Annotated in this window: 21 protein-coding genes and 2 riboswitches; of the genes, 8 read left to right on the forward strand and 13 right to left on the reverse strand. The window is 61.8% G+C overall.

Features of this window, described 5'->3' with window-relative positions; genetic code table 11:
- Positions 1–266: 266 nt before the first annotated feature.
- The 3 genes from KL786_RS17315 to KL786_RS17325 all read left to right on the forward strand — a co-directional run bounded on the left by KL786_RS17315 (position 267) and on the right by KL786_RS17325 (position 2,691).
- Positions 267–416: a DUF6026 family protein gene (locus KL786_RS17315; protein ID WP_223232685.1), complete on the forward strand. Its 150-nt coding sequence runs from the start codon at positions 267–269 to the stop codon at positions 414–416.
- A 156-nt stretch (positions 417–572) separates the two neighbouring features.
- Positions 573–2,318, forward strand: a complete 1,746-nt coding sequence (locus tag KL786_RS17320; RefSeq protein WP_215518399.1) for a phosphoethanolamine transferase CptA — start codon at positions 573–575, stop codon at positions 2,316–2,318.
- 151 nt (positions 2,319–2,469) lie between these two features.
- Positions 2,470–2,691 (forward strand): hypothetical protein, encoded by a 222-nt coding sequence (locus KL786_RS17325; protein ID WP_215518400.1) that lies wholly within the window; start codon positions 2,470–2,472, stop codon positions 2,689–2,691.
- 121 nt (positions 2,692–2,812) lie between these two features.
- Here KL786_RS17325 and KL786_RS17330 read toward each other — a convergent pair whose 3' ends face one another.
- The 8 genes from KL786_RS17330 to KL786_RS17365 form a co-directional block, all read right to left on the reverse strand.
- A complete protein-coding gene (locus KL786_RS17330) occupies positions 2,813–3,304 on the reverse strand; it encodes a GNAT family N-acetyltransferase (protein WP_215518401.1) in 492 nt (163 codons plus the stop codon).
- A 151-nt stretch (positions 3,305–3,455) separates the two neighbouring features.
- Positions 3,456–4,562 carry a cell division protein ZapE gene (zapE, locus tag KL786_RS17335; RefSeq protein ID WP_215518402.1) on the reverse strand — a complete coding sequence of 369 codons (1,107 nt, stop codon included), beginning with the start codon at positions 4,560–4,562 and terminating at the stop codon, positions 3,456–3,458.
- Complete coding sequence (gene pepN, locus KL786_RS17340) at positions 4,559–7,216, reverse strand: aminopeptidase N (protein ID WP_215518403.1); 2,658 nt, start codon at positions 7,214–7,216, stop codon at positions 4,559–4,561. The genes zapE and pepN overlap by 4 nt, the downstream gene beginning before the upstream one ends.
- Positions 7,217–7,229: 13 nt before the next feature.
- Positions 7,230–8,060 (reverse strand): DUF2797 domain-containing protein, encoded by an 831-nt coding sequence (locus KL786_RS17345; RefSeq protein ID WP_032861181.1) that lies wholly within the window; start codon positions 8,058–8,060, stop codon positions 7,230–7,232.
- Positions 8,057–8,317 (reverse strand): YeaC family protein, encoded by a 261-nt coding sequence (locus tag KL786_RS17350; protein WP_029291449.1) that lies wholly within the window; start codon positions 8,315–8,317, stop codon positions 8,057–8,059. The genes KL786_RS17345 and KL786_RS17350 overlap by 4 nt, the downstream gene beginning before the upstream one ends.
- Before the next feature lie 28 nt (positions 8,318–8,345).
- Entirely contained in the window at positions 8,346–9,215 is an 870-nt protein-coding gene (locus KL786_RS17355; protein ID WP_215518404.1) for a rhomboid family intramembrane serine protease, read from the reverse strand.
- The gene (locus KL786_RS17360) at positions 9,212–10,186 is read right to left on the reverse strand and encodes a metallophosphoesterase (protein ID WP_215518425.1); all 975 of its coding nucleotides are present in this window, start codon (positions 10,184–10,186) and stop codon (positions 9,212–9,214) included. Before KL786_RS17360 ends, KL786_RS17355 begins: the two co-directional genes overlap by 4 nt.
- Positions 10,183–11,073, reverse strand: a complete 891-nt coding sequence (locus KL786_RS17365) for an NAD(+) kinase (protein WP_010210870.1) — start codon at positions 11,071–11,073, stop codon at positions 10,183–10,185. Before KL786_RS17365 ends, KL786_RS17360 begins: the two co-directional genes overlap by 4 nt.
- Before the next feature lie 154 nt (positions 11,074–11,227).
- On the opposite strand from KL786_RS17365, the gene KL786_RS17370 reads away from it, so the two are divergent.
- A complete protein-coding gene (locus tag KL786_RS17370) occupies positions 11,228–12,181 on the forward strand; it encodes a DUF1853 family protein (RefSeq protein ID WP_215518405.1) in 954 nt (317 codons plus the stop codon).
- Positions 12,182–12,306: 125 nt separating this feature from the next.
- Here the strand turns inward: KL786_RS17370 and KL786_RS17375 are convergent, their stop codons facing one another.
- From KL786_RS17375 to cobW, 4 genes are all read right to left on the reverse strand, one after another.
- A complete protein-coding gene (locus tag KL786_RS17375; protein ID WP_090293150.1) occupies positions 12,307–12,909 on the reverse strand; it encodes a vWA domain-containing protein in 603 nt (200 codons plus the stop codon).
- Between the two features lie 53 nt (positions 12,910–12,962).
- On the reverse strand, positions 12,963–13,961 hold the full coding sequence (locus KL786_RS17380) for a magnesium chelatase ATPase subunit I (RefSeq protein ID WP_215518406.1): 999 nt from the start codon (positions 13,959–13,961) through the stop codon (positions 12,963–12,965).
- A gap of 155 nt (positions 13,962–14,116) precedes the next feature.
- Positions 14,117–17,878 carry a cobaltochelatase subunit CobN gene (gene cobN, locus KL786_RS17385; protein ID WP_215518407.1) on the reverse strand — a complete coding sequence of 1,254 codons (3,762 nt, stop codon included), beginning with the start codon at positions 17,876–17,878 and terminating at the stop codon, positions 14,117–14,119.
- Positions 17,879–17,881: 3 nt separating this feature from the next.
- The gene (cobW, locus tag KL786_RS17390) at positions 17,882–18,943 is read right to left on the reverse strand and encodes a cobalamin biosynthesis protein CobW (protein WP_215518408.1); all 1,062 of its coding nucleotides are present in this window, start codon (positions 18,941–18,943) and stop codon (positions 17,882–17,884) included.
- A gap of 93 nt (positions 18,944–19,036) precedes the next feature.
- A riboswitch (cobalamin riboswitch) is annotated at positions 19,037–19,238 on the reverse strand.
- 95 nt (positions 19,239–19,333) lie between these two features.
- Positions 19,334–19,533: riboswitch (cobalamin riboswitch) on the forward strand.
- Positions 19,534–19,629: 96 nt separating this feature from the next.
- On the opposite strand from cobW, the gene KL786_RS17395 reads away from it, so the two are divergent.
- The 4 genes from KL786_RS17395 to cobM all read left to right on the forward strand — a co-directional run bounded on the left by KL786_RS17395 (position 19,630) and on the right by cobM (position 21,736).
- Complete coding sequence (locus KL786_RS17395; protein ID WP_032861188.1) at positions 19,630–19,818, forward strand: CbtB domain-containing protein; 189 nt, start codon at positions 19,630–19,632, stop codon at positions 19,816–19,818.
- Between the two features lie 11 nt (positions 19,819–19,829).
- Positions 19,830–20,531, forward strand: coding sequence for a CbtA family protein (locus KL786_RS17400; RefSeq protein ID WP_215518409.1), 702 nt, complete (start codon positions 19,830–19,832; stop codon positions 20,529–20,531).
- Positions 20,528–20,920, forward strand: a complete 393-nt coding sequence (locus KL786_RS17405) for a cobalamin biosynthesis protein (protein ID WP_215518410.1) — start codon at positions 20,528–20,530, stop codon at positions 20,918–20,920. The genes KL786_RS17400 and KL786_RS17405 overlap by 4 nt, the downstream gene beginning before the upstream one ends.
- A gap of 69 nt (positions 20,921–20,989) precedes the next feature.
- A complete protein-coding gene (cobM, locus tag KL786_RS17410; RefSeq protein ID WP_215518411.1) occupies positions 20,990–21,736 on the forward strand; it encodes a precorrin-4 C(11)-methyltransferase in 747 nt (248 codons plus the stop codon).
- A 203-nt stretch (positions 21,737–21,939) separates the two neighbouring features.
- Here the strand turns inward: cobM and nfuA are convergent, their stop codons facing one another.
- Positions 21,940–22,524 (reverse strand): Fe-S biogenesis protein NfuA, encoded by a 585-nt coding sequence (nfuA, locus tag KL786_RS17415; protein WP_003190728.1) that lies wholly within the window; start codon positions 22,522–22,524, stop codon positions 21,940–21,942.
- Between the last annotated feature and the right edge of the window lie 32 nt (positions 22,525–22,556).

Below are 22,556 nucleotides of genomic sequence, written 5' to 3' on the forward strand. Positions count from 1 at the left end.
ACTACAAATCAAAAAAATGTGTGACACAGTTTATAGCGCAATGAGGGATTAGTCCGGCGCCAATCGCACTAGTTTCATCAGAAAAAGTGGCCATCCTTTCACCATCACGCCCTGAAAAGTCACATCGACCGTGAAAAATAAAAAAGTTCCATTGAGACAAAAAAGAAATCAGAATCGCCCCTGACTCCTGCCAAGCGCCTTCAGTCACGCGCTCTGGCACCGCAATACACCGGCTATTTGCGAGGTAAGCAATGCGCACAGCACAGATGACACGCCCGCCACAGACCCTTTACGTGACCGTGCGCCGCGACGAGCTACGCCAGTTGAAAGACGAACGTGAACAGTTGCAGCAGGAAGTGCTACGTCTGCGTGCGCAGTTGCAGGCCCAGCTCACGAATCAAGCCATCACCTGCTGACCCTTTGCAGGAGCCGGCAAGCCGGTTCCTGCAAGGTTTGCCACCTCGGATCCAACTCACAAAGTTTTCACCCGCCCTTCCCGATAATCCCCCGCCAGAACGCCGCCTCACGCATGGGCAGTGGCAACTGGGACAATTATTGGGTTGGAGCGCTGCATGGCGATGTTCAAACGCAGCACGAAGTCTGCAAAAGGGTTTGATTGGGCCGGCCTTGGCTGGATGTTCCTGTTCTTCTGGTATTTCTCAGGCATTACCCAACTGCTGATCCAACTGACCGGCACTTCCGGTTTCAGTGGTTTCCGCCAGGCGTTCTTCATGAGCGCATTGTGGTTGGCGCCCATGCTTCTCTTCCCACATCGCACCCGGCTGCTGGCCGCGTTGATCGGTGTGGTGTTGTGGGCCTGCTCCATGGCCAGCCTGGGCTATTTCTTTATTTACCAGCAGGAATTTTCCCAGAGCGTCATCTTCATCATGTTCGAGTCGAACATCTCTGAAGCCGGCGAGTACGCCACCCAATATTTTGCCTGGTGGATCGTGCTGGCCTTCATTGCCCACACCGCCCTGGCCATTTTCCTGTGGACCCGCGTGCGCCCGGTCTATCTGCCAAGGGGCCGGGCCATGGTCGCGGCGACCGCGATTGTGCTGGCGATTGTTGGTTATCCGCTGGTCAAGCAGATCGCCACCAACGACACCCTGGAGCGGGCCATTGATGGTTTCGAAACCCGTGTCGAACCGGCTGTACCGTGGCAGATGATCGTCGCCTATCGTCGCTACACCCAGCAACTGGATAACATGCAGGGCATGCTCGACAACGCCAGCAAGATCCCACCCCTGAGCAACTTCAAGGACAGCATGGCCGGCCAGCCGTCGACCCTGGTCCTGGTGATCGGCGAGTCCACCAACCGCCAGCGCATGAGCCTCTACGGCTACCCACGCAAGACCACCCCGGAGCTGGACAAGCTGCGCGACCAACTGGACGTCTTCGACAACGTCATCACCCCGCGCCCCTACACCATCGAGGCGCTGCAACAGGTGCTGACCTTTGCTGACGAAGACCACCCGGACCTGTACCTCAAGACCCCGTCCATCGTCAGCATGATGAAACAGGCCGGCTACAAGACCTTCTGGATCACCAACCAGCAGACCATGACCAAGCGCAACACCATGCTCACCACGTTCTCCGAACAGGCCGACGAGCAGGTGTACCTCAATAACAACCGCAACCAGAACGCCCGCCAATACGATGGCGATGTGCTGGAGCCGTTCACCAAAGCCCTCGCCGACAAGGCCGAGCGCAAGCTGATCGTGGTGCACCTGCTGGGCACCCACATGAGTTATCAGTACCGCTACCCGCCGAGTTTCGACACGTTTACCGACCGTCAGGGCGTTCCGGACGGTGTGAACGATGACCAACTGCCGACCTACAACAGCTATGACAACGCGGTGCGCTACAACGATTTCGTGGTGTCGAGCCTGATCAAGGATTACGCCAGGACCGACCCCAACGGCTTCCTGCTCTATCTGTCCGACCACGGCGAGGACGTGTTCGACTCGGCGGGCCATGACACCCTGGGCCGCAACGAAGGCAAGCCGACGGCGCCGATGTACACCATTCCCTTCATGACCTGGGCATCGCCGAAGTGGCGCGCTACCCACGACTGGAATATGCAAGGCGACGTGCAACGGCCCTACAGTAGCTCGCAGCTGATTCACACTTGGGCCGACCTGGCTGGCCTGAGCTTCGACGAACTGGACCGCAGTCGCAGCCTGGTCAGCGATAGCTTCAAGCCACGGCCGTTGTTGATTGGCGATCCCTACCAGCGTCCGCAGAAGGCCTTGATCGACTTCAGCCTGATCAAGCCCAAGGCCAGCACCGCCCCAAGGAATGTGGTGCTGAAGTAACCCCCTCCGCACGCCATCCAAAGTTAACCGTCCCGTTAACTTTGGATGTTCTTGACGTTAATTCCCACTTAATAAGTTTCCTACAGACTATTCCCATAAATCTGATCAGGGACGGTGCAGATACCGATCACTTTTAATGGGAATACATGCGATGAAACTTTCAGCCTTGATGCTCGCCAGCCTGCTGGGCCTGACCTCCGTTGCCGCCTTCGCCGAAGGCGGCTCGGATCGCGTGAAGGAGCATTTCAACAACTTCAGCTTTATCCAGGAGCAGGCCCGCAGCAGCACCGAGCAAACTGCGGCCGCCGATACCAAGGGTGCTAAATCCGGATCCGCCGAACAGGCGCGGGACACCGAGCAACCCAAGAGCTGATGCACTGAGTACTACCCGGCACCATTGTGCTCCGATGGTGAAGGTCAACTTGGCGCCCTGTATTGGGCGCTTTTTTTTGCCTGATGATTCCCATGCTTCGCGTGAAAACCATCAGCATTGATTAGAGCGCCTTGCTCCAGAACAACATGCGGCCATGGGCCGGGTCGAACACCGAATCATCAAAACCAAACTTGCGGTATGACGCCTGCGCCACTGGATTACCTTCCAGCACCTCCAGGGTGATCTTGCAGCAACCGCGCTGACGGGCGATTTCCTCGACCTTTTGCAGCATTTTCTGGCTCAGGCCCAGGCCACGAAATTGCTCCATGACCACCACATCATGCACGTTGACCAGCGGACGGCAGGCGAAGGTCGAGAAACCTTCGAAGCAATTCACCAGCCCAGCTGGCTCACCGCCGACAAAGGCCAACACGCTGAATGCATGGGGACGCTTGGCCAGCTCAGCCGGCAGTTGCTCCAACAGGTCGGCGGACAAGGCCTTGCCCCCGCCCATGGGGTCTTGTGCATAGTGATTGAGCAACAGGCCAATGGCCTCGGCCTGTACGGGATTGCTGTAGCTGGCTTGCAGCACCAGTATTTCTGCGGCTTCCATTTCCTTCCTCGATAGCAGATAGGCAGGGATCACCTCCCCGCAAAACCTCGATTGTAAGCGGGCTGTAGGCCATAGATGAAGGAGATTAATGACAGGTTGGTGCAGGAAAGCGCGATCGCGCTTTCAATCGACAAAAGGTGGCTCAAGGCCATTATCTACCAAAGCGCTGCAGCTGCATTTCTTGCAAGCGACTGAGGGTCCGGCGGAAGGCAAACTCCAGGTAACCCTCGGTATAAAGCGACACCAAGGGCACCTTGGCCTCGATATACAACGGTACTTTGCGGTCGTAACACTCATCGACCAGGGCGATAAAGCGCCGCACGCTGTCGTCGTGCACAGACAGTTGCGGTAACTCACGATCCCCCGCATCCACACGCTGGGCACCGTCTTCGGTGCCGCGGGCGATACGTCCGGGACGCTGCTGTGCACTCAAGCTGGGGACTTCGCCGAGTAATATGGCGCTGTAGCGATCACACAGCTGCATGAAATCCATGGCCGCCAGGGGTTGCTCGCACAAGTCAGCGTAACGGCACCACAGCACCGTCTCGCACGACTGCACCGTGGCAATACTGCGCGAACCCACGACAACCGGCGCAGCGCTGCAGGCTTGCCCCTCGCTCAAGCGCGCAAAGACCTGTGCCAATGCCTGAGGCTCATCCACCCAGTAGCGCTGCTCAGCGGTTCCCGGATGCAAGCGGTGATCTTCACTCCCGGCGACCGCCACCACCTGCATATGGGCCTTGATCGCCTCAATGGCCGGCAGGAAACGCTCACGGTTGAAACCACCGGCGTACAACTGCTCCGGCGGTTGGTTGGAGGTGCAGACCATCACCACCCCTTCGTCGAACATCACCTGGAACAGGCGACCCAGGATGATCGCATCGCCGATGTCATTGACGAACAGTTCGTCAAAACACAACACCCGCACGTCCCCGGCCAATTCACGGGCCAGGGCCTGCAAAGGATCGGGGGTGCCGGTCAACTGGAACGAGCGCTGGTGCACCCAGCCCATGAAGTGATGAAAGTGCTGGCGCCGCGCAGGCACCCGCAGGCTCTGATAGAACTGATCCATCAGCCAGGTCTTGCCACGCCCCACCGGCCCCCAGAGGTAAACCCCGGTGACCGCTGTTTCGGCGCCTTGGTGCAGCGCCGCATGGCATACCTGCAACGCCTCGACCGCCTGGCGTTGCGCATCGTCAGCCACAAAACCATTGGCCAGGGCCTGCTGGTAGGCGGCCAGGGGTGAGTCAAACGTCATGCGAGGCTTTTGCTGACCACCTCGAACACATCGCTGGACAACTCGCCCGAACCCCGGATGCGCTCAAGCTCGGCCTTCATCAGCGCCTGGCGGGCGCTATCGTATTTGCGCCAGCGAGTCAGCGGCGCCAACTGCCGCGAGGCAATCTGCGGATTGAAGGCATTGAGCTCGATCACCAGATCAGCCAGGAAGCGATAGCCCGAGCCATCGGCGGCATGGAAGTTGATCAGGTTCTGCCCGGCGAATGCACCGACCAGAGCACGTACCTTGTTCGGGTTCTTGAGGGTGAACGCCGGGTGTTGCATCAGCGTCTTGACCCGCGCAAGGCCGCCTGGCAACGCACTGCCGGCCTGGACGCTGAACCATTGGTCCATGACCAGCGGGTTGTCCTTGAAGTTCTCGGCAAACACTTGCAGGGCCTTGGCCTTCTCGGCGTCGAACGGCGAGTTGACCAGCACCGCCAGGGCCGTCAGGCGTTCGGTCATGTTGTCACAGGCGTCGAACTGCTCCAGGGTCGCGGCCAGCACTTCAGGCTTGCCACTGAGCATCACGTAGGACAGCGCAATATTCTGCAAGGCGCGGCGTGCAAAGTGCTCAGCCGTTGCCACGTAAGGCGTCTTGCGCGACAGGTCGCGATTGGCCTGATAACGCAGCCACAGGCCTTCGAACAGGTTGTCGGCCAACTGCTTGCGCGCAAACTCGCGAGCGGTATGGATGGCTTCGACGTCGGCCACTTCGCTGATTTCGGTCAGGTAGGCTTCGCCCGGCAACGAAAGCATTTCCGCGACCATGGCCTGGTCCAGGCTGTCGTCGCTCAACACACTGCGCAGCGCGCTGATCAGGCGCGGGTCCAGGACCAGGGGCTTGCCCTGCTGGTGTTGGCCGATCAGTTCCTGCAACACCTGCACCGCCAGTTGCTGGCCGGCATCCCAGCGATTGAAACCGTCGCTGTCGTGCTGCATCAGGAACATCAACTGGTCGCGGCTGTAGGGGAAGCTCAGCTTCACCGGTGCCGAGAAGCCACGCAGCAGCGACGGCAACGGCTGCTCAGCGATATCAACAAAGGTAAACGTCTGCTCGGCCTCAGTCACCGACACCACCCGCGACGTACCCTGCGCAGCCGCTTCACCGGCCAGGCGCAACGGCAGGTCAGCACCGTTGGCGCCCAGCAGGCCCAGGGCCACGGGAATCACGAACGGCAGCTTTTCCACGTTATCCGGGGTTTGCGGGCAGCTCTGGCGGAAGGTCAGGCTGTAGGTCTTGGCTGCGGCATCGTAGGACTCGCTCACCGCCAGACGTGGCGTACCGGCCTGGCTGTACCAGCGCTTGAACTGGGTCAGGTCGGCGCCATTGGCGTCTTCCATGGCCTTGATGAAGTCATCGCAGGTCACGGCCTGGCCGTCGTGGCGCTCAAAGTACAGGTCACTGCCTTTGCGGAAGCCTTCGGCGCCGAGCAAGGTGTGGATCATGCCGACGACTTCCGAACCTTTTTCGTACACGGTCAGGGTGTAGAAGTTGGAAATCTCGATAAAGCTGTCAGGGCGCACGGCATGGGCCATCGGGCCCGCGTCTTCGGCGAACTGGTGGGTACGCAGGTAAGCCACATCCTGGATCCGCTTGACGGTGGCCGAGTTCATATCAGCGGAGAAATGCGAATCACGGAACACCGTGAAGCCTTCCTTGAGCGACAGTTGGAACCAGTCGCGACAGGTCACGCGGTTGCCCGACCAGTTGTGGAAGTACTCGTGGGCGACGATCGCTTCGACCCGCTGGTGCGCGGCGTCGGTCGCCGTCTCGGCGCGGGCCAGCACCGCACTGGAATTGAAGATATTCAGGCCCTTGTTTTCCATGGCGCCCATGTTGAAGTCGTTCACGGCCACGATCATGAAGATATCCAGGTCATATTCGCGACCGTAGACCTCTTCATCCCAGCGCATGGACTTCTTCAGGCTGTTCATGGCGTGCTGGCACTTGTCGATGTTTTCCGGCTCGACATAGATGCGCAGCGCGACGGTACGCTGGCTCATGGTGGTGAAGGTGTCTTCGACGCACCACAGGTCACCGGCTACCAGCGCGAACAGGTAGGCCGGCTTCTTGAACGGGTCTTCCCAGGTTGCCCAGTGCCGGCCGTCTTCGCCGGGGCCGCTGGCAATCGGGTTGCCGTTGGACAGCAGCACCGGATAGCTGTGCTGTTCGGCGATCACGGTGGTGGTGAACGTGCTCATCACGTCCGGGCGATCCAGGTAGTAGGTGATCTTGCGAAAACCCTCGGCCTCGCATTGGGTGCAGAACATGCCGCTGGATTTGTACAGGCCTTCCAGGGCGGTGTTGGTTTGCGGGTGGATGCGCACGCTGGTATCGACCGTAAAGGTATCGCTGGCCGGGTGCAGGGTCAGGTGACTGTCAGTCAACTGGTAGTCGGCAACGCTCAGTTCCCGGTCACCCAGGGTCACGCTCAACAGCTCCAGTTGCTGGCCGTCCAGTACCAATGGCGGCAAGCCGGCGCCGCGCTCGGGATTACGGCGCATCACCAGCTGCGCGTGAACCAGGCTGTGGTCCTCGAACAACTCGAAGGTCAGGTGGGTCTCGTCGATCAGGTACTCGGGCGCCTGATAGTCCTTCAGGTGAATCATCTTCGGTTGTTCGGTGCGCATGCGTGAAATCCTTCTACTGATGCACGGCGAGCTGGTAAGCCGTGTATTTACGAATATTGATAACGCCGGTATCGAAGATCAGGTATTGGCCCTTGATCCCCAGCAGCGTGCCTTCGGCAATCGGGTTCTTGTCCAGGTTGAAGCTGACGATCTTGGCCGGATATTGCTCCACCGGGTAGCGGATTTCGAGGGGTTCGATATCGGTTACCGGTTGGATGGCCTGCAGGCCAAAGCGTTCCTGCAATTGCAGCAGGCCATCGGCGCAGGAGACGAACAGCTCGTCGCGTACCTGCTTGAGGTCCACCGCCGCCGCGTCGCCCTTGAGCAATGCGCGCCAGTTGGTCTTGTCGGCCACTTGGCTGCGCAACACGTCCTCGACGAAGCCCGATTGCTGGCGTGTGGCCACGCGCATGATCGGCAGCGCCTGGCTTGCACCCTGGTCCAGCCAGCGCGTGGGCAACTGGGTGGCGCGGGTGATGCCGACCTTGATCCCTGACGAATTCGCCAGGTACACCACATGGTCGGTCATGCAGAATTTTTCGCCCCAGGCCGGGTCGCGGCAGGTGCCGGCATCGAAATGGCAGCGCTCGGGGCTCATGATGCACAGGTCGCACTGGGCCAGCTTGGTCATGCACGGGTAGCAATAGCCCTGGCTGAAGCTGGTCTTGGTCTTGCGCCCGCAATGGGTGCAGTGGATCGCACCGAGGTATTCCAGGCGCACATGCGTGCCGATCAACGGGTTGACCGGCACCTCGGTATCGCCCAGGCGAAAAGCATATTGAACGGTCGGCGAACCCAGTTGCGCCGACATCTTGCTGACTGCACCACGGCCAATCTCAATCAATGGATGGCATCCGACTTGAACAGGATGTTTTCCACCGGGGTCGATTTGGACTGGCATTCCTGCGGGCCCATATAGCCGGTGCGCTGGTCTTCCGGCAGGTTTTGCAGTTCCCAGGCGATCATCGCCTGCAAGGACAGCTCGCGCTGTTCGGCGGTGAGCTTGCGGCCATCGGACCATTTGCCGATTTCCACGGCAAGCTTGAGGCTCTGGTAGATATCCGGGGTGATGTTTTCGATCATTTCAGCAAAAGAGGACATAAGACTCTTCCTTAACAAATTAGGAGATTCACTGGGCCTGCTTGTGACGGCTATACAAGCCGCCCAGCAAGCCCGTCAGGCAACCGACTGCCAACCCGCCGACATGTGCCGCGTTGGCGATTTCGCCGAAACCGATCATCGAGACCAGCCCCGACAGGCAAAGCAACAACCACACCAGCATCATCACCAGCACACCACGCGGCAAGCGATACGCCGGGTTGGGCGCGAGCATCTGGTAGATCCAGCAATGGCCCAGCAGGCCGTACAGCACGCCAGACAAACCACCGAACAGGCCAGGTCCGCCAAAGGTGTATTGCGCGTAGTTGGACGCCAGGCTGAACAGCAAGGTCAGGCCCAGCAGGTTGATACTGCCCTGGCGCGACTCGATGCGCCGCCCCAGTTCCCAGTACCACATGCCATTCATCGCCAGGTGCAGGATGCCGAAGTGGATCAGCATCGGCGTCACCAACCGCCACCACTGCCCCGCCGCCAGGCTGTCGGCCAGGGGGGTGAAGTACAGGTATTCACCGGCCACGTGGAAATTCAGGAAGGTCAGCCAACTCATGGCTTGCAGGTTGTCGCCAAGCAGGGTCAGTGCAGCGACGATCAGGCTCAGCAGCAACACACCGGCCGTCAGTGGGCTGTGGCGCAATTGCTGGAGGAAACCGGGACGCTTGGCCACCTGTTCCTGGGGAATATCCAGCTGCTGGTCCGGGTCGCCGGCGGGGAAGCGTTGATACAGGCTGCGCACGTCCTCGCTGATCGCGTCCGGCACCCACAGCACTTGCTCGCCGGCCTCTTCGCTGACGCGATGGGGCACCTGCATGCGCTGCAACAGCTTGACGAAGCCGCCCAGGTCCACATTCAGCGGCAAACGTAAAACCGCCACGCTACTCATGAAATCACCTCGGGACGCTCGACATCGACCCAGACAAACTTGTTCGGATCGAGGCGGGTTTCCTGGTCCAGCCGGTACGCTACCAGCTTGCCGTACAGCACTGCGCTGTAGTCCAGGCAGGCCAGGTTCGGACGGATCGGCGCCGGCTTGCCACTGCGCCAGTAGTGGCCGACGAACAACAGCGGCTCATCGACGCCATAGCGCAGCAGGGAATTTTTCTCGCTCGACGACAGCGGCGTACGCGCCACAGGGTCGGGCAAGGCATCGGGCTGGAACACGATATCGCCGTAGGTTTTCGGATCGTCTTCCCAGAATTTGGTGCGAAAGAACGAGCGGGTCAGCCCGTCGCCGCCGGTCAGCGTCAGGCCGTCCGGCAGGCGCATGTCGGTGCCGCGCAGCAGGCGGTCGAAGGCGTTGCAGGCAAAACTGCCAGGTACCGCTGCGGCCTGCAGGAAGTGCTCGTCGATACAGCCGTCCGGGAATTGCCCGCGCAGCGGTTCGATCAGCCCCGAATCCCAGCAGGCGTGTACCACCCGGAAACGCCCGGCGTCGACAAACAACGGCATGTCGTAGAACCAGCCGAGGAAGTCGTGCCAGTCAGCCGGATGGTGTTCGAACTGGGTCAGGGTCTCATGGATCAGCCGCGCGTGGCGTGGCGAATGTTCACGCACGTACTGCTTGCCACTGCCAGGCGGCGCCAATGTGCTCCAGCCCAGGGCGTTGAACTCATGATTGCCCATGATGCACAGCGCCTGGCCGGCTTCGGCCATGTCATGGACGATATGCAGCGCCTCACGAATGCGTGGGCCACGGTCGATGATATCGCCGAGGAACACCGCCATGCGTGAAGGATGGCGCCAGGTGCCGCCCTGCTTGTGGTAACCCATCTGGTCGAGCAGGTGCTCAAGGGTATGAGCGCAACCGTGTACGTCACCAATCAGGTCGTAGCTACGCGCGGGATCGAGCATCAGTCGCCTCCACCCCCCAAGCGGCTGCCCCAGCCCAGCTTGGTGCGGCACACTTCGTAGTAGTTGTGATCCAGCGGGTGGATCAACCGCAACTTCTGCGCCTTTTTGCTCACGGTGATGGTGTCACCGGGGGCGCAGGTGAAGTGGTTCTGCCCGTCACAGGAGACTTGCGGGTAGATCTGCATGTCTTTGGAAACCACGATTTTCAGCTCACTGTTGCCATCGACCACAATCGGCCGGCTGGACAACATATGGGGGTACATCGGCACGATCACAATGGCGTCCAGCTTGGGATGCATGATCGGCCCACCGGCAGACAGCGCGTAGGCCGTGGAACCGGTAGGCGTGGCGACGATCAGGCCGTCAGCCTTCTGGCTGCACACGAACTGGCCATCGATGTACAGCTCGAACTCGATCATCCGCGTCGACTTGCCGGGGTGCAGCACCACATCATTGAGGGCATCACCCTGGCCGATGGCTTCGCCGTGGCGACGCACTTCGGCTTGCAGCAGGAAGCGGTTTTCCACCAGGTAATGGCCGTCCAGCACCTTGGCCACTTCGACTTCCAGGTCGTCGGGGCGGATATCGGTGAGGAACCCCAGGCTGCCGCGGTTGATCCCCAGCACCGGCACGTTATGTCGCGCCAGGGCCCGGGCTGCGCCGAGCAGGCTGCCGTCGCCGCCGACCACGATCACCATGTCACAGACTTCACCGAGCATTTTGCGCGACGAGGTCTGCAGGCCGTGGCCTGGCAGAATCTCGGCGATGGTGTCTTCGAGGATCACATGCAGGTGGCGCTCAAGCAGAAACTTTTTCAGCCGGCGGACGGTGTCCAGAACCTGGGTACTGCCCAGGCGACCGATGATGCCGATATTGCGAAATTGCTCCATGGGGCTCCTGCGGGGTTTGGGTCTGGCAAAAAGAACGATTATGGGCGAAAGGCCGCGTTAGACAAAATCCTTTGTCGCCCCAGGGCCCAGACGACAACGGTTCTCAACATCCGGCACGATCACGCAGGGGGTAGGAAACAGCTATGCTCGGACCATGAATCCGTTCCCAGACTTGCAGTACCTGCCCCATCAACTACGTCATCCCGAGGTGCGGGACCTGGCGTGGGTGATCCTCGCCCCGCCGATGCTGGAACAGACACCCTGGCCCCAGCGTCATCCCCTGGCCGGCAGCGACTGGGTGCAGCAACCCGCGGCACTGGAGCAATGGCTCAAGCAACTGGACCAGGACAGCAGCGCCCTGCTGCATTGGCTGAGCCTGGCCCGCACTCGGCGCCTGGGCCTGTATTACGAGCGCCTTTGGCAGTTTGCCGTACAGCACGCCCCGGGCGTGGAATTGCTGGCGGCCAACCTGCCGATCCGCCAGGCCGGGCATACCCTCGGCGAGCTGGACATGCTGCTGCGCGACCGTGATGGCGTGCATCACCTGGAACTGGCGATCAAACTCTACCTCGGCCCCCGGGACGGCAGCGGCCAGGACACGGCACAGTGGCTGGGCCCTGGCTGCCATGACCGACTGGACCGCAAACTGGCGCATCTGGCTGACCATCAACTGCCCATCTCGGCCAGGGCGGAAAGCCGCGAGGTGCTGGCGGCGCTGGATATCCAACAGTTCGATGCCCATCTGTGGCTGGGTGGCTACTTGCTGTACCCCTGGCCCGGCGAGGCTGGGCCGCCCCTTGGCGCCCACCCCCAGCACTTGCGGGGGCGCTGGTTGCATCAGCGTGACTGGCTGGACTTTATCCGCAACAGTCCAGCGGGCCGCTGGCAACCGCTGCCTCGCCATGCCTGGCTTGCACCGGCGCATTACCCGGCTGGGGAAATCTGGAGTGAAGAACAGATGCAGCGCTGGCTGGCCGACCTTGACCCGATGGCGCCGGCACAGTTGTTGGTGCGGATGATTCCGAACGGCGGGGACTGGGAGGAAGCGGAGCGGCTGTTTCTGGTGGCGGATCTTTGGCCGAATGTGCCGGGGGCGGGGGCGGGTTGATATTTATGGGGTGGGTTTGCGGGCCTCATCGCAGGCAAGCCAGCTCCCACAGTTGACCGAGTACATCCGTTGGAATGCGGTCAACTGTGGGAGCTGGCTTGCCTGCGACAGCGGTAGCCCCAGCGCTACAGACTATCAATATGCCGATAATCGACCTGCAACCCGGCAGCCAGCTCCCGAGCCCGCCCCAGCCGGATCGGCCCACGTTCGATATCCACCAACAACCCCGGACAATCCAGCAGCGGTAATGGACCGATATCCTTGAGTCGGCCATCGGTCATCACCAGCAACCGCTGCTGCTCGGCCGGGTAGCGCTGACGGCGGGCCTTGAGCCAGTGCCCGGCCTCGGTCAATGCCGCCAGCAGAGGCGTACCACCACCGGCGCCCAACGCTTGCAACCAGCGGCCCAAACCTTTGGCGGCCTTCAAGCCTTGGACCTGCCAGCTCGGCACTTGCCCGCTCACCGTCAACAACGCCAATCGCGCGCGCTGGCGATAAGCATCGTCAAACACCTGGGCAAGCACGCCTTTGGCGTCACTCAAGGCTTGATGGCGACGGGTAGACGCCGACGCATCGACGATCACCAACCACAGTTCATGGGGCGAACGACTGCGCAGTCGATACACCAGGTCTGCCCGACGTTGCGGTCGCCCGCCGAGCAAGGTCGCCGGCCAGTTGACCGAGCCCTCAGCACCATTGCGTGCCCGCCCCTGCCTGCCCTTGTCCAGTCGACCCGCCTTGGGCCGGGCATCCGCCCCCGCGTCAGGCCGGGGACGAATGCCTAGGGCTTTTTTGGCCAGGCCGGCACTTCACGCCGGGCGCCCATGGCTTGCGCGGGCGCCGGCATTTCGCCCCACTGACCTTGTCCAGTAGAAGGCTCAGAGGGCTTGGGCGCCTGACCGCTGTCGGGCGGGCTCGCAGGGGGTGCATGCTCCTGGCGTCGATGACGCAAGGCAAACTCGGCCACCGCGTCTATATCTTCCTCACTGATCGCCGCAGCCCCACGCCAGGCCGCATGCGCCCGCGCCCCGCGCAGCCACACCAGGTCGGCGCGCAGGCCATCGACACCGGCCGCAAAGCAGCGCTCGGTAATCTGTGCCAGGGCCGGATCATCCAGGGCAATGCTGTCCAGTCGCGCGCGGGCCTGGGTACAACGCTCGCGCAACGCGGCCTGTTGTCCGGCCCACTGCGCACAGAAGCCCTGGGCATCGCTGTCGAAATCCAGGCGCCGACGGATAATCTGCCCACGCTCGGCCGGCAACGTCTGCCCGCTCAACGCCACATTGAAACCAAAGCGATCCAGCAGTTGCGGACGCAATTCACCCTCTTCCGGGTTCATGGTGCCGATCAGCACGAAGCGCGCCGCATGCCGGTGGGAGATACCGTCGCGCTCGATCAGGTTGGTGCCGCTGGCGGCGACGTCGAGCAACAGGTCCACCAAGTGGTCGGGCAGCAAGTTGACTTCATCGACATACAGCACGCCGCCGTCGGCCTTGGCCAATACACCAGGGGAAAACTGCGCACGGCCTTCGCCAAGTGCTGCATCCAGGTCGAGGGTGCCCACCAGGCGCTCTTCAGTGGCGCCCAAAGGCAAGGTGACAAACTGCCCGCTGGCCAGCAGGTCTGCCAGGCCACGGGCCAGGGTGGACTTGGCCATGCCGCGCGGGCCTTCGATCAGCACACCGCCGATTTTCGGGTCGATAGCCGTCAGGCACAGCGCCAGTTTCAGCTCGTCGGCGCCGACCACGGCGGACAGTGGGAAATGCGGGGTGTCAGTCATACTGATATCTCGATGAATTCTGTAGCGCCCCTGTAGGAGCGAGATTGCTCGCGAAAATAGTCAACGTTGACGCGAGCATTCTGGATGAGCGCGTTGCCCTTGCGTTTTTCGCGAGCAAGCTCGCTCCTACCGTGAGGCGTGCGCTCTGGTAAGCATCAGGTGTCTTCTTCTATATCCAGCAACAGGTTTTCCAATGCCTCGCGGTACGCCCCCGGTTCCTGCCACATACCGCGCTGCTGGGCTTCCAGCATGCGCTCGGTCATGTCACGCAGGGCATCAGGATTGTGCTGCTGCACAAACGCCCGAGTGCCGGGGTCGAGCAGGTAGGCATCGGCCAGCAATGCATATTGATGATCGTCGATCAACGCGGTGGTAGCGTCAAAGGCGAACAGATTGTCCACCGTCGCCGCCATCTCGAACGCGCCTTTATAGCCGTGGCGCTTGACCCCTTCGATCCACTTGGGATTGGCGGCGCGGGAACGGATCACCCGGTTCAGCTCTTCCTTCAGTGTGCGGATTTTCGGCAGGTCCGGCTGGCTATGATCGCCATGGTAGCTGGCGGCCTTTTCGCCGCTCAGGGTCTCCACGGCGGCGAGCATGCCACCCTGGAATTGATAGTAGTCATTGGAGTCGAGCAGATCGTGCTCACGGTTGTCCTGGTTCTGCAGCACCGCCTGCACCTGGCTCAAACGCTGGGCGAATTGTTCGCGGGCGGCGGTGCCTTCATCAGAACCACCATAGGCGTAGCCGCCCCAATTGAGGTAGACCTCGGCCAGGTCTTCGCGGCTTTGCCATAAACGACCGTCAATGGCGCCCTGCACGCCCGCGCCATATGCACCGGGCTTGGCGCCAAAAATGCGCCAGCCGGCCTGCCGGGTCGCCGCGTCTTCGTCCAGGCCAGACGCAATCAACGCCTTGCGCTCGCTGCGCACCTTGGCCGCCAGCGGGTTCATGTCGTCCGGTTCATCCAGCGCCGCAACCGCCTGCACCGCAGCATCGAACAGGCGGATCAGGTTGGCGAAGGCATCGCGAAAGAAACCGGACACCCGCAGCGTGACGTCAACCCTTGGGCGGTCCAGCAGACTGATTGGCAGGATTTCAAAGTCATCGACGCGCTGGCTACCTGTGGCCCACACCGGACGCACGCCCATCAACGCCATGGCCTGGGCGATATCGTCGCCGCCGGTGCGCATGGTCGCGGTACCCCACACAGAAAGCCCGAGTTGGCGCAAATGGTCGCCGTGGTCCTGCAGGTGTCGCTCAAGCATCAGGTGTGCGGACTGGAAGCCGATACGCCAGGCGGTGGTGGTCGGCAGATTGCGCACATCCACGGTGAAGAAGTTACGCCCGGTCGGCAGTACATCGAGGCGCCCACGGCTCGGCGCACCGCTGGGCCCGGCCGGCACGAAACGACCGCCCAGGGCATCCAGCAAACCGCGCATTTCCGCCGGGCCGCAGGCATCCAGGCGCGGCGCGACGACGATGCGCAGGCTTTCGATCACCGATTTCACGCCCTCCCAACCGGGCTCCTCAAGCTGTTCGAGCGGTCCTTCCAGTGCTTGTTCGATCAACCGCGCCGCATACAGCTCCAGGCGTTCACGGGTATCGCCAGCGGTGCGCCACAACTGTCCATCGATCTTCTGCAACACCTCGGGGCGTCGCCCGGTCCAGGGTTCTGCCAGGGCACAGTCCAGCGGGTCAAAACCCAGCTCGAAGGCCTTGGCCAACACCCGCAGCAGGCTCGATTGCGGACCGCGCCCGTCGCCACGCGGGATACGTAGCAGGGCCAGCAAGGTGTCGATACGCAAGCGGCCCTCTGGCGACTCGCCAAAGATATGCAGGCCATCGCGGATCTGCGATTCCTTCAAATCGCACAGGTAGGTGTCCAGGCGCGGCAGCCAGACGGCAGCATCGGCATCGTTATCCAGCTCAAGCTCTTGATCGATGCGGGTTTCGCGCACCAGCTTGAGGATGTCCTTCTGCAGTTCCAGGGCGCGGCGTGGGTCGAGCAACTGCGCTTCGTAATACTCGTCCGCCAACAACTCCAGGTTGCGCAGCGGGCCGTAGGTTTCGGCGCGGGTCAGCGGCGGCATCAGGTGGTCGATGATCACCGCCTGGGTACGGCGCTTGGCCTGGGCGCCCTCGCCCGGATCGTTGACGATAAACGGATAGATATTGGGCAGCGGGCCCAGCAGCGCATCCGGCCAGCAGTTCTCGGACAGCCCGACGCCTTTGCCCGGCAACCACTCCAGGTTGCCATGCTTGCCCACGTGGATCACGCCATGGGCGCCGTAGGTGTGGCGCAGCCAGAAATAGAACGCCAGGTAAGCATGGGGCGGCACCAGGTCCGGGTCGTGGTAGACCGCGCTGGCATCCACCTGGTAACCCCGGGCCGGCTGGATGCCGACAAAGGTCAGGCCCAGGCGCAGACCGGCGATCATCATGCGCCCGTCGCGACACATCGGGTCGTTGTGTGGCGTGCCCCAGCGTTCCAGCACGGCCTGGCGATTAGCTTGGGGCAGGCGCATGAACATCGCCTCGTATTCATCCAGGCCCAGGCTTTGCTGGCAAGGGCGCAGGTCGAGGCTATCGAGGTCGTTGGTCACACCGCCAAGCAGCTCGTGGATCAAGGCGGTGCCGCTGCCGGGTAGCGTTTGCGGCAGCGGATAGCCCTCGGCTTGCAGGGCAAGCAGGATATTCAAGGCGGCGGCCGGTGTGTCCAGGCCCACGCCGTTGCCGATGCGTCCGTCGCGGGTCGGGTAATTGGCGAGAATCAGTGCGATACGTTTATCTGCATTCGGCACCCGTGCCAGCTCGACCCAGCGCCCTGCCAGCTCGGCCACGAAGTCCATACGCTCGGGCGCCGCGCGGTAGCACACCACGTCCGACTGACTGCGTTCGCTGCGCCAGGCCAGATCCTTGAAGCTGATCGGACGACTGATGATGCGCCCGTCCAACTCCGGCAAGGCGATGTGCATCGCCAAGTCGCGGGGCCCCAGGCCCTGTTCGCTGGCTTCCCAGCCGGGCTGGTTGTCTTGGGCGCAGATCGCCTGGATCACCGGGATATTGCGGCGAAACGGTCGCAAATGGGGGGCTTCGGGGCTGGATTGGGCAAAGCCGGTGGTGTTGAGAATCACCGCCGCCTGAACCTCATCCAGCAGATCCTCGACCACCGCCAGGCAGCCGGGCTCTTTCAAACTGGCCACCGCCATCGGCAGCGGGTTAAGACCCGCCGCCTGCAAGCGCTGGCAGAAAACATCAATAAAACCAGTATTGGCCGCCTGCAAGTGCGAACGGTAGAACAGCACCGCCGCTACCGGCCATTCGGCGTTCCAGTCTGCCTGCCAGTGACTCAAGCGGGCATTGGCCTGGTACGGGTGATAAATCGCCGTGCGCGGCAAGGTTTGCGGCTCGGCCCACGGGTAATCACGGCCCAAGTAGCTACTGGCCAGGCAGCGATAGAAATCCAGCGCATTACCCAGCCCGCCCTGGCGCAGAAAGTGCCACAGGCGGTCGCGTTCTGCGGCGCAGACGCTACTCAAGCTGCTGAGTTCAGGATCGGGGCGGTCGTCCCCCGGAACCAGAATCAACTGCACGCCCTGCCCGGCCAGCTCCACCAGGCGTTGGATACCGTAACGCCAATATCCGATGCCGCCGTGCAGGGAAATCAGGATGACCTTGGCGTGGCGCAGCACTTGGTCGACGTACAGGTCGACCGAGGCGTGGTTCTGCACCTGCATCGGGTTGGCCAGGCGCAGGCTCGGGTAGTCGTCGGGCAGTTGCTGCGCCGCTTCGGCCAGCAGCGCCAGGCTGGAATCACCGCTGCACAGGATCACCAGCTCGGCGGGGGTTTGTCCAAGGTCGGCGATGTTGTCATCGCTGATGAAACCACCGGGCTGGGTCCTGAGCAGATGCATGGGTTAAACGCTGAGCGCAGCGCGCAGTTGCGCTTCGAGGCCAGCGGCATCCAGATCCTGGCCGATCAGCACCAGGCGCGTGATGCGTGCTTCGTCGGCGCTCCAGGCACGGTCGAAGTGCTTGTCGAAACGCGTGCCCACGCCCTGGATCAGCAGGCGCATCGGCTTGTTCGGGATCGCCGCAAAACCTTTGACACGCAGGATGCCGTGTTGCACCACCAACTGGGTCAAGGCATCGAGCAGCAGCGCTTCGTCAGCCTGTGGCAGGTCGATGGAGATGGAGTCAAAAGCATCGTGATCGTGATCGTCTTCACCTTCGTGGTGATGATCGTGATGACTGTGGCGCCCATCGATATGCTCCTCGGAACCGGCGCCCAGGCCAATCAATACGTCCAGGGGCAGGCGACCGCTGCTGGCTTCGACGATCTTCACCGCTGGCGGCAGTTCTTCGGCGACTTCCAGGCGTACCCGGGCCAGGTCTTCGGCGCTGATCAGGTCGGTTTTGTTGAGGATCACCAGGTCGGCACTGGCCAGTTGGTCGGCAAACAGTTCGTGCAGCGGCGATTCGTGGTCCAGGTTCGGGTCGAGTTTGCGCATGGCATCGACCTGATCCGGGAATGCGGCGAAGGTGCCGGCGGCCACGGCCGGGCTGTCGACCACTGTAATCACGGCGTCTACGGTGCAGGCACTGCGGATTTCCGGCCACTGGAAGGCCTGGACCAACGGCTTTGGCAGGGCCAGGCCGGAGGTTTCGATCAGGATATGGTCAAGGTCGCCACGGCGCGCGACCAGTTCACGCATCACCGGGAAGAACTCTTCCTGCACGGTGCAGCACAGGCAGCCGTTAGCCAGCTCATACACTCGGCCGTTGGCTTCTTCTTCGGTGCAACCGATGGAGCACTGCTTGAGGATCTCGCCGTCGATGCCCAGCTCACCGAACTCGTTGACGATCACGGCAATGCGGCGGCCCTGGGCGTTATCCAGCATATGGCGCAGCAAGGTGGTTTTGCCCGAGCCGAGAAAGCCGGTGACGATAGTGACGGGGAGTTTGGCCAGTGTTTTCATCGGATGCCCTTTGGGGCGGGCATACGGGACGACTGGCCCTGCGGCGGCGCGCAGGCGCTGGATACGTCACCGGATCACCCCGCCCGGTTGAAATGGAAAATCGGTTGCGAGGCAGGTCTCCTGGCTTGGGGCTTGCCGGCCTGGTGGCTGGCGCTGGCTGCGCCTTCCCGCCGGGTTCAGGCAGTGGCGTGGCAGTCAGATAAACCCTTTACAGTTGCGGGGGCAGCCGCGGCTTGGACCGCGTTCCCTTCTTAGCTTCGACCGGGGCCGAAGAACCTCGAACGTGCAAGGCTACGCAGTGCATGAGGACCGGTCAATTGAAAAGCAGTCGCTCAACCCTGTCCCCCTCGCCACAGGTACAGATTGACGGCCATCCCGCGCCCATGCTCTCCTACACATCTTGTTTCAGGTGCCCTTCACAGGGTGAAACGGGAAACCGGTGACTCATGCCTGCATGACAGTCCGGTGCTGCCCCCGCAACGGTAAGCGAGCGAAGCGTCAGATCCACTGTGCCCCGGCATGGGAAGGTGATGCTTTCAGGCCCAGAGCCCCTCGCAAGCCCGGAGACCGGCCCGAACAATCAGATAACAAACCCGCGGTGGGCGGGCGCTGTTCAGAACCCTGCGTGCCCGGCTCGCGGGGTTTTCATGCGCTCGTGTCACCCTGCCACTCGAAAGGGACGTGCCATGTCGATCATCAGCAGCACCTCACATACCGCCAGCACCAGCGCCACTTTGAGCCAACGTCTGACCGCCGCCATCGGCGCGTCGATCCTCGGTGCGTGCCTGGTGTATTTCGCCGGGTTCTCCCATATCGAGGCCGTGCACAACGCCGCCCACGATACGCGCCACAGCGCCGCCTTCCCGTGCCATTGAGACCTGCCGCCATGATCAAGCGTATTGCGCAAACCGCAGGGTTCACCGGCCTGCTGGCCGCCCTGTTGCTGACTCTGCTGCAAAGTTTCTGGGTGGCTCCGCTGATTCTGCAAGCCGAGACCTTCGAAAACGCCCCGGCCGCGACCGAGGTGCATGAGCATGCCGCAGGCGCTGCGGCCCATAGCCACGACGCCGAAGCGTGGGAGCCTGAAGATGGCTGGCAGCGCGTGCTGTCCACCACGGGCGGCAACCTGGTGGTCGCCGTCGGTTTTGCGCTGATGCTGGCCGGCTTGTACACCCTGCGCGCCCCGACACGTACCGCCCAGGGCTTGCTCTGGGGCCTGGCCGGTTATGCGACCTTTGTTCTGGCCCCTACCCTCGGTTTGCCGCCTGAGCTGCCTGGCACTGCGGCGGCCGACCTGGCGCAACGGCAGATCTGGTGGATCGGCACGGCAGCGTCTACCGCCGCTGGCATTGCGTTGATTGTGTTTGGCCGCAACTGGCTGCTGAAAATCCTTGGCGTGGCGATCCTGGCGGTGCCCCATGTCATTGGTGCGCCACAGCCGGAAGTTCACTCGATGCTGGCCCCCGAAGCATTGGAAGCCCAATTCAAGATCGCCTCGCAGCTGACCAACGTCGCGTTCTGGCTGGCTTTGGGGCTGATCAGCGCCTGGTTGTTTCGCCGCAATCGTGACGATCAATACGCCGCATGATTCTGACTGTCGGCCTGGGTTGTCAGCGTGGCTGTGAGGTTGAGGCCTTGCTGGAACTGTTCAACAGCGCTCTGGCCGAGGCCGGTATCGACCCCGGCCAGATAAACGCATTGGCAAGTATTGCCCACAAGCGTGATGAGCCGGGCATGACCGCCCTGGCCAACACCTTGAATCTGCCATTGCAGTGCTTTGATGCACAACAACTGCTGCCTTACGAAGGGCGCTTGAGCCACAGGTCGGCTGTGGTTTTCGCCCATACGGGGTGCTACGGCATTGCTGAAAGTGCCGCTTTGGCATTGGCAGAACAGCTCGCCAATGCCCCTGCCCGACTGCTGATCACCCGCAAAAAAGCCGCCAGGGCCACGTTTGCATTGGCCTGCGCCGGCTAAAGTCCGATAATTGCCCCTCTCGATCATGAGCCGTACTCATGCTCGCCCGCTTTTGCACAGGATTTTTCCATGACCGTCTTCTTCATCGGCGCTGGTCCCGGCGACCCGGAACTGATCACCGTCAAGGGCCAGCGGCTGATCCGCAGTTGCCCGGTGATCATCTACGCAGGCTCACTGGTGCCGGCTGCCGTACTCGAAGGGCATCGGGCCGAACAGGTGGTCAACAGCGCCGAACTGAACCTGGAGCAGATCATTGGCTTGATCAAGGTCGCCCATGAGAAAGGCCAGGACGTGGCGCGGGTGCATTCCGGTGATCCGAGCCTGTATGGGGCGATTGGCGAACAAATCCGCCATTTACGCGAGCTGGGGATCCCCTTCCAGATCATTCCCGGGGTCACGGCGGTGGCAGCCTGTGCCGCGCTGCTGGAAACTGAACTGACCCTGCCGGATATCGCCCAAAGCGTAATCCTGACCCGTTATGCGGATAAAACCACGATGCCGGCCGGGGAAGCCTTCGCCAGCCTGGCCAGCCATGGCACGACCATGGCGGTGCACCTGGGGGTCAATCATCTGGAGAGAATCGTCGCCGAACTGCTGCCGCACTATGGCTCGGATTGCCCGATTGCCGTGGTGCATCGCGCGACGTGGCCGGATCAGGATTGGGCCATTGGCACCTTGGCGGACATTGTCGAAAAGGTCGCGGCGAAGGGTTTCAGGCGCACAGCGCTGATCGTGGTAGGCCGGGTGCTGGCCAGTGATCACTTCAGCGAATCCTCGCTGTATCGCGCAGGTCACGCCCACCTCTACCGGCCCTGACACCACGTTAGACAAAATGTAGGAGCTGGCTTGCCTGCGATCGCGGTTTAACCGTCAGTACAGAAGTTGCCTGACACACCGCTATCGCAGGCAAGCCAGCTCCTACAGTTGATCTTATTTGTTAGATAAATCGCGTAACTTACTAATTTTAAACCATAAAAAACGGCGCTCACGGGCGCCGTCTTTTGTTTGCAGCGAACACCTTAGTAGTAGGCGTTTTCTTTCTGCGTGTGGTCGGTCACGTCACGTACGCCCTTGAGCTCGGGGATCCGCTCCAGCAACGTGCGCTCGATACCTTCACGCAAGGTCACGTCAGCCTGGCCGCAGCCCTGGCAGCCGCCACCGAACTTGAGCACGGCGATGCCGTCATCCACCACGTCGATCAGGCTGACCTGGCCGCCATGGCTGGCCAGGCCCGGGTTGATTTCGGTTTGCAGGTAATAGTTGATGCGCTCATTGACCGGGCTGTCGGCATTGACGTTCGGCACCTTGGCGTTAGGGGCCTTGATGGTCAATTGGCCACCCATGCGGTCAGTGGCGTAGTCGACCACGGCATCGTCAAGGAAGGCTTCGCTGAAGGCGTCGATGTACGCGGTGAAGCTCTTGAGCCCCAGGGCGGTGTCTTCAGGCTTTTCTTCCCCCGGCTTGCAGTAGGCAATGCACGTCTCTGCGTACTGGGTGCCAGGCTGGGTAATGAAGACGCGGATGCCGATACCCGGGGTGTTCTGCTTGGACAGCAGATCAGCCAGGTAATCGTGGGCGGCGTCGGTAATGGTTATGGCAGTCATGGGAACTCCTCACAGGCTTGCTGGCAGTTTAC

It is taken from the genome of Pseudomonas sp. TAE6080, from assembly GCF_018732265.1.
GTDB classification, from domain to species: Bacteria; Pseudomonadota; Gammaproteobacteria; order Pseudomonadales; family Pseudomonadaceae; genus Aquipseudomonas; species Aquipseudomonas brenneri.